This window comes from Nocardia neocaledoniensis, assembly GCF_029868625.1.
GTDB classification, from domain to species: Bacteria; Actinomycetota; Actinomycetes; order Mycobacteriales; family Mycobacteriaceae; genus Nocardia; species Nocardia neocaledoniensis_A.
The window spans coordinates 1-7776 of the sequence record NZ_JARWOJ010000090.1; the positions used below are offsets into that span (position 1 = coordinate 1).

General features: G+C 66.6%; 3 protein-coding genes and 1 pseudogene. All 4 read left to right on the forward strand.

Features of this window, described 5'->3' with window-relative positions:
• On the forward strand, positions 1–319 hold a 319-nt coding region (locus QH270_RS05970), incomplete at its 5' end, for a hypothetical protein (protein ID WP_280339383.1).
• Positions 320–772: 453 nt separating this feature from the next.
• Positions 773–2017 (forward strand): annotated as a pseudogene (gene mobF, locus QH270_RS05975) (MobF family relaxase); the annotation flags it as partial.
• Positions 2018–2065: 48 nt separating this feature from the next.
• Positions 2066–6673 (forward strand): AAA family ATPase, encoded by a 4608-nt coding sequence (locus QH270_RS05980; RefSeq protein ID WP_280339386.1) that lies wholly within the window; start codon positions 2066–2068, stop codon positions 6671–6673.
• Between the two features lie 759 nt (positions 6674–7432).
• Positions 7433–7597, forward strand: a complete 165-nt coding sequence (locus QH270_RS05985; RefSeq protein WP_280339384.1) for a hypothetical protein — start codon at positions 7433–7435, stop codon at positions 7595–7597.
• Positions 7598–7776: the final 179 nt, after the last annotated feature.

The following is a 7776-nucleotide window of genomic DNA, read 5'->3' on the forward strand; positions in this document are numbered from 1 at the left end:
GTACAGCGATCCCGAACCCGGCACCGAACCGCCTACCAACCTCTATGGCCTCGCCGAGGACCTGCCCGAGACACCGGTTCCCGATGTCGTGCCCGGGACGTATCTGATCAACCACGACCGCCGCGTCTACCTCCTCGTTGACTCCACGCCCGACGAACACGAGGTTCATCCCCTTCCCGCGCTCACTCTTGAAGGCGCCGAGGGCGACATCGAGGACGCCCACGGCCAGATCGGGTCCTGGGCGCGCCAACGCATCAGCGTCGCCGACACCGCGCCCCCCGGATACACCGCGATCCAGTTCCGCGCCTGGTTCGACTGACCCACCGCCACCCGCCCGCGGGTGCCGTAGCAAGCATCGCTAGCTGTCGGTTGGCGACGTCGTCGCGATCGGCGGTCGCCGCTACCCCTGCGCGCCCCCGGCTGGGCGCCGATCGCGCCGCCGGGCTGACGCGCCCGGCGGCGGGGTGGGGATCACTCGCGTTCCACCGGCTGATCCCCGCCCGAAACTCCCGCATCACCCTCCCTCTGCTCACCATCGCTGCACCCAGTCCATGCTTCCTCGCTCCGCCTATCGCCATCCCTCCCGCGCCTCTTCCGCGCTCCCCCACACCTCCCCTTCGCTTCTCTCCGCCCATTTAGAAGGCAGACATCTGGCATCTCGGATAACGATCCAATAACACCCGTCTCGAAAATTGTCCATCGTTGCCCAGAGTTGTCGAATGGAATTAAATGTCGCTTGCGGCAAGCGAATTCGCTGGTGCCTCATGGAGGCATGGTCGCGACTATTCATCGAGTCGCCGCAGGAAACGGCTACCAATATTATCTGCGTCAAACCGCCGCCAACGACCGAACCGCTCGCGGGCGGTCCTCCCTGTCGCAGTACTACTCCGATCACGGTGAAGCACCCGGACGCTGGCACGGCACCGGACTGGACGCCCTCGACCTCACAGCCGGGTCGGAAGTGACCGAGTCCCAGATGAAGTCACTGTTCGGGGAAGGTCTTCACCCGAACGCCGAGCAGATCAAGACCGACGTCTACGCGCAGCAGATCGTGCTCGGCGCAAGCGACCGCGAAGCCACCCGCGCGGCCGAGAAGGCAACGAAATTGGGCAACAAGTTCGCCGTCTACGAGGTTCGGTCGGAGTATCGGAAGCATTGCTCTCAGGCCTACCGCGCACATAATTCAGGACGGAATATAGAGCCCACTGCCGCCATTTCCGACGACGAACGCGCACGCATTCGCACACACGTGGCGACCGAAATGTTCACCGACGAGTACGGTCGCGCACCCCTGAACGCGAGAGAGTTGTCGGGTTGGGTCGCCAAGAACTCCCGCGTCAACCAGGCCGCGCTAGCCGGTCTCGAGATCACCTTCTCCCCGGTGAAGAGCGTGTCGGTGTTGTGGGCGTTGGCCCCACCGGATATGGCGCGGCGGTTAGAGGCTGCCCACCAGCGCGCGATCCGTGACGCGTTGGCGTGGCTGGAACGCAACGCCGTGTTCACCCGGCTCGGCCGCAACGGCGTCCGCCACGCCGAAGTCGAAGGCATCGTCGCGGCGTGCTTCACCCATCGCGACAGCCGCGCAGGCGATCCCGACCTCCACACCCACGTCCTGGTCGCCAACAAAGTCCGCACCCTGGACGGCAAGTGGCGCACGATCGACTCACGTCTGTTCCATGAAGCGGCCGTCACGGTCTCGTAAATATACGACTCCCGCCTCGAGCACTACCTCGAACTCACCCTCGGCCTGCAGTTCGAAACCCGCCCCGACCGCGACATCCACCAGGTCCCGATCCGCGAAGTCATCGGCGTCCCGCTGGAACTGATCCATGCCTGGTCGCAACGAGGCACCGCGATCAACGCACGCTTGGACCGGCTCACCGCCGATTTCCAGGCAACCTTCGGCCGCGAACCCACCCCGGAAGAGGTCTACGGTCTCGCCGATCGAGCGACGTTGGACACCCGCCCGGCCAAACACCTTCCGGAATCACACACCCAGCAACGGCAAACCTGGCTAGCCCAAGCCACCACGGTGCTCGGTGGCCGTGAACCCGTTGAAGCGGTGATGGTGGCCGCGGTGTCGGTGCCACCGATACCGCGGCCGGACCCCGATGCCGCGTTCATCGCCGCGGCCGCCGAACGTGTGCTGGCCGCTGTATCGGAGCGGCGCTCGACGTGGCGGCCGTTCAACCTGCGCGCCGAAGTCGAACGCCAGCTCCGCGGCCGGATCAGCCCCGCCGACTGGGCCTGGGTTCCCGACAAAGTCGTCGCCGCAGCACTCTCACCGCGGTCTACGATCGCGCGCGGTGATCCCGACCTCACCGAAGAACCCGGGCTACGCGCCGTGCCGGCATGGTTGCGCCACCGAGATGGCACCCCGGTTCACGTTCGTCCGAACTCCCAGATCTACACCACCGAAACCACTCTCGACATCGAAGCCGCGCTCATCGAACTGTCGGTCGAGCCCGGCGCCCGCACCCTGGACCCCGACCTGCTGACCAACGCGGTCACCGACTACAACACCGCCCATCCTGATCGGCCGCTCAATGCCGGCCAGGTCGGTGTGATCTCCTCCTTCGCCACGTCCGCGTTGCGCGTGCATACCGCCAACGCCCCGGCCGGCACCGGCAAGACCACCGCCATGCAAGTCCTCACCAGCGCATGGCATTCCAGCGGCGGTACCGTCCTCGGAATGGCCCCCACCGCTGCCGCGGCCGCGGTTCTCGGGGAGTCGATCGGCACCCGCGCCGAAACCGTCGACAAGCTCCTCGACGTCATCAACCGCCATACCGTTGGTGCGGATTCACCGACGATCGTGCGGGATCATCCGCCGTCGTTGCCGCAGTGGGTCCTCGATATCGACAACACGACGCTGGTGATCGTCGACGAGCACGTCAAACTCGGCAACACCAAACGCCTGCAGCTGCTGCAGTTCCTGTCCCGACGCGGGGCCACGGTGCGCTGTATCGGAGACGACAAGCAACTGCCCGCGATCGACGCCGGTGGCGCCGACGCCGACATGAACGCCGCCTCCCCCGAACAAACCGTGACGCTGTCACACGTCGTCCGGTTCGCCTCCACCGGCGAAGCAACCGCCTCGATCGGGCTGCGCGAGGGGGACCCGGCCGCGTTGGCCTGGTATCTGGACAACAACCGCATCCATGCCGGGCACACCGGATCGGTCTACGACGACACCTACACAGCATGGGCCACCGACCACAACACCGGTCGCGACACGGTCATGTTGGCACCCACCCACGAAGTCGTGACCGCGCTCAACGCACGCGCCCGCGCCGACAGACTCACCCGAACCGACACGAAACCAGAGATCGAAGTGGCCCTCGCGGACGGGCTTTGCGGCTCTGTCGGTGACACCGTGCGCACCCGACGCAACAACCCCAAGCTGCGTTTCGGCGACACTGGCTGGGTCCGCAACGGCTACTCCTGGACCATCACCGCCGTCCACGAGGACGGTTCAGTGACGGTGTCGCACCGACGCGGCGGCACCGACAGCGACAAAACCGTCCGACTTCCGGCCGAGTACGTGCGCGCACATGTGCATCTGGGGTACGCCGCGACGATCGATTCCGCGCAGGGAATCACCGCCGACGCCTGCCATGTCGCGTTGTCCGGGCGCGAATCCCGCCAACAGTTCTACGTCGCGATGACCCGCGGCATCCACGCCAACCACGCCTACGTCGCGACCGCTCTCGACGGCGCCGAAGGCTCGATCTACACCGAACCCGCCGTCTACCCACGCACCGCGGTAGAAGTACTTCAACGCGTCCTGGCTCGCGACGGGGCCCAGAAATCCGCGCACACCGAACTTCGCGATGCCCTCGACCCCGCGTTGCGCATCGGACGGGCGGTCGATATCTACCTCGACACCCTCGGCCTGACTGCCGAACACGCCCTCGGCAGCGACCGTCTCACCGAACTCGACCACGCCGCCGACACCATCCACCCCGACCTGACCGACAGCCCCGCCTACCCGGTCCTGCGTCAACACCTGGCCCTCATCGCACTCACCGGCGCCGACCCCGTCGCCGCTCTCCGCGCCGCCGCGGACAATCGGGAACTCGACACCGCCGATGACCCTGCTGCGGTGCTGGACTGGCGACTGGACCCGTCCGGTGCCCATTCCGCCGGCACCGGACCGTTGAGTTGGACGCCTGGCCTGCCCCACGGCGTCACCAATGAGGCTCTGGCCGCGCCTGTTCGGGCCCGCGAGCGGATCGTGTCCGCCCTCGCCGAACAAATCCGTGACTCCGCGCGACGGTGGACGCCGGGCATCGCACCCGCGTGGGCGCGCCCACTTCTCGGGACGGATCCCGCGTTGTTAGGTGAGCTCGCGGTGTGGCGGGCAGGACTCGGGGTCCCCGACACCGACACCCGACCCACCGGACCCGACCGCTACACCGGCCTCGAACGCCTGCACCAGAAACGTCTGCACCAACGCGTCATCGACGCCTACGGTGACCCCGCGCTGCCACGCAATCGATGGGCCGAGGTCGTCGACGACATCGATGCTCGCATCAGCACCGACACCTTGTGGCCGGTCGTGGCCGACAAAATCGACCTCGCCGACCGCGCCGGACTCGACATCACCACCCTGCTCACCGACGCCGCCGCACAACGAGCATTGCCCGATGAGATGCCCGCTGCGGCCTTGTGGGCGCGCCTGGAACTGGAACCCTCCGCCCTCGACACCACCGGCACCGACCCTCTCCACCCCGACTGGTTACCCGACCTCGAAGCTGTCCTCGGCACCGACACGGCCGAATTGCTGACCACCGAACCGGCCTGGCCTCGGGTCGTCGCCGCCGTCGAACGCGCCACCAAATCCTGGTCCCCCCGGGATCTGCTCTTCACTGCCTACGAACTTCTCCAAGGCGCGCAGCCCGACGATGCCGCACCGCTGCGTCCCGATCAACTCGCGGCGGCACTGGCCTGGCGCATCGACGCACTGCACCACCACACCCCGACACCGCCACCGCCTGCCCAACACGCTGAACAGGCAGCGCCTGCACCGAGCACACCGGACGTCGGCAGCGAGCCCACGGTCACCGTCGCTACAGCCGAGCGGGCCAAGCACGAAGCCGAGGACGCTCCTGTCGCTGCCGCTGTCAGCGAACCTGCCGAGGGCGACCTCACCACCGGCATCGACCGCATTGCCGAGTTGTTCGCGAATGGGCAGGTCGCCGACGCTGTCGCTGCGTTCCGAACCTTCAATACCGGACTGTCCGACGATGAACAAGCGGTCCTCACCGCTATCTCGGAAACGCTATACCAGTACAGTTTCCCCGTCGCGCGAGCCCGACTCCGCTGGGCTGCACAGCAATTCCCGCAACACAAAGCGCTGATCCAGGCGTGCACACCCACGACAGATCCACGCGTCTTCCGCCGTGACACCGAACCCGACCACGACCGACCTCGACCCGTCTACGACCACCGCGAACGCTTCGACCCCACGGTCACACCGGCTGCTTTTGTCCCGATTCAGGCCGCAGGCAACGACGTGGTCGATACCTATCTCGCCGACCCTGACACGCTCGACCGCCGCGATCCGACGTCGACGACCACCGCCCGGGCGGCATCGGGTGGGTTTCCGATCGACTACGACCGGGCCGCGATACCCGCCATCGTCGGCCTGCCGTGTGTCGATTGCAGCATCGAACGTCCTGGCAACGCCAGCTCTCCCGTGCCCCCCAGAATCTCCGACGACGGCCTGTGCCACGACTGCCGCGACAACGAACGGCCAGGCACCCCCGAACACAACCCGGCAGAACACCTCCCCGCACGCTGCGCCCACATCGCCGAAGCTCACTCCGCGCCCGCGGCTTTGGCGATGCTGCGCCGCGACTGGCGCACACTCGACCAGTCCGGGCGCGCACTCATCGAGCAATGGCTGACCGACAACCCGCTCACCGAACAACCACTTCCCATCCTGACCCCGCTGCAACGTCTCTCCGACCGCGCGCTCGCCGAGGCGATCGACGGACTTACCCAGCGGCTCAGCAACATCGCAACAGAGGCCGAAATCTTCACCCCGATTCGGCAGCACGACTCCCATGCGGTACCAGACCCGAGCGTGGCCGAACACCGACAAGCCGCCGAGGATGCACAACTGGTCGCCCGCCAGCACGCCCATGAACTCGACACCGCTATCCGAGGCCTCCGTACAACCGCAGCCGCACTCGACACCTCGCGGGAGGAACTCGACGCCCTGCCAGTGATGCGCCGCCGCCAGCGCAAGGCCCTGCAGGAGCGCATCAACACCTTGGTCCGTGAACACCGCGAGCGCAGCGACGCGCACGAACAGATTCGCAGTGCCGCACGGGCCGCGAATCGTCACGCCAACGAGCTGCTTGCCCTTGCCGAACGCACCGCCGCCGAGGACGAAAGCCGCCGTCTCGCGGATCAGACTCGCGCAGCCAGCAGCGCTACGAACGAACGCGGACAAGTAGCCGCGGCATTACAAAATGGGCTGGGTGCCGAACTCGCCGACCACCGCGCAGAACAACAAAGAAGACAAGGGCTTTCACACCGGCAGCGACGTCACGAGGAACGTGCCCGTGCCGAACATGTGACCACGGAAGAGGATTTCAGCTCATACGGGTTCACGCACCTAGACGGGAACAAGCCGAGTCCAGGGCCGGACCTCGGTCGATGACCACGCAACCTTGCGGTAGCCGAGCGAGAGTGTGACCTTGGATCGCGGCCTGGTGAGCGGGCGGGCCCCGGCCGGACGCGAAAGCACCAGGTTCCACATCGATGCCGATCTCCGGAGGAGGTTGGCGTATGGGTGTGGCAATGCCTGGGGCCTGCACGCTGAACTGGGCACACGTGAACACGAGGTGGCCCACCAGCCCGGCGCCGGTTCATCGCGCGGTCCGTGAGGACCTGCCCCCTTGGAGATTCCGCTGGTTTGTGTGCGGGCGAGCAAGCGCGTCGCAACTTCAACGCGTCCTCAAACGACGGGTCGACGAGATGGAACGCCTCACCGGCGGCCGGTCCTGGCCGCCCGACACACCCCAGCCACGGTCGTGTACGCCGGCCACACCGGCGGGTAGCGTGTGCGGTGCCCCACTTTGGTTGGGGATCAGCGCACGCGAGGAAGGCTTGTCCGGGCTGGAATATCGGTCGGGATCGGCTTTGCCAGCCGCTGGCCAGCTGGGAACTGGTGATGGTGTAGTCGCGGCCGGACACCAGTCGTACTTCCTCTCTATGAGATGGCACCGACCTTTGGTGGTGCCCGGCTCAACGAGCTGCGGCTTCTCCAGGCTCGCGTCAGGCTTTGCCGACGCCGGGACTCGGAGCGCGAGTCTATGACCGCGCGGCCGAGGACAACCCAGCCATGCCCATCCGACGGCCCGAGCGTCCGCCGCACCGGGTGATGCCCGGAGCCGCCACCAATTTCTGGAGGTACGCGATGAGTAAAGGATCGATGAGCCACGACGACGCCGACCGTATCTCAGCGGCCGCCGCCGCCGACCCGAGCAGCCCCACCGCGACGTCGGGCTTCGATGATCGGGCCCAGGCCGCCGCCGACCGCAACGACGACTACGACGATGACGACTGCGAGGACGAGGAGTAGCGCGACCCTGGAGTTAGTTCTGCCGCCCCGCCGCTCAGGGGGGGGTGGTGCCCCTTTTTGTACTCTAACATAGTACATTTTTATTAAATGTCACCAGCTATACCAACTTTGTTAACGGGGCGGGGTGGGGAGTCTAGCGGACACCGCGCCGCTGGGCCGAATACCGGTGGGTGAGCTCC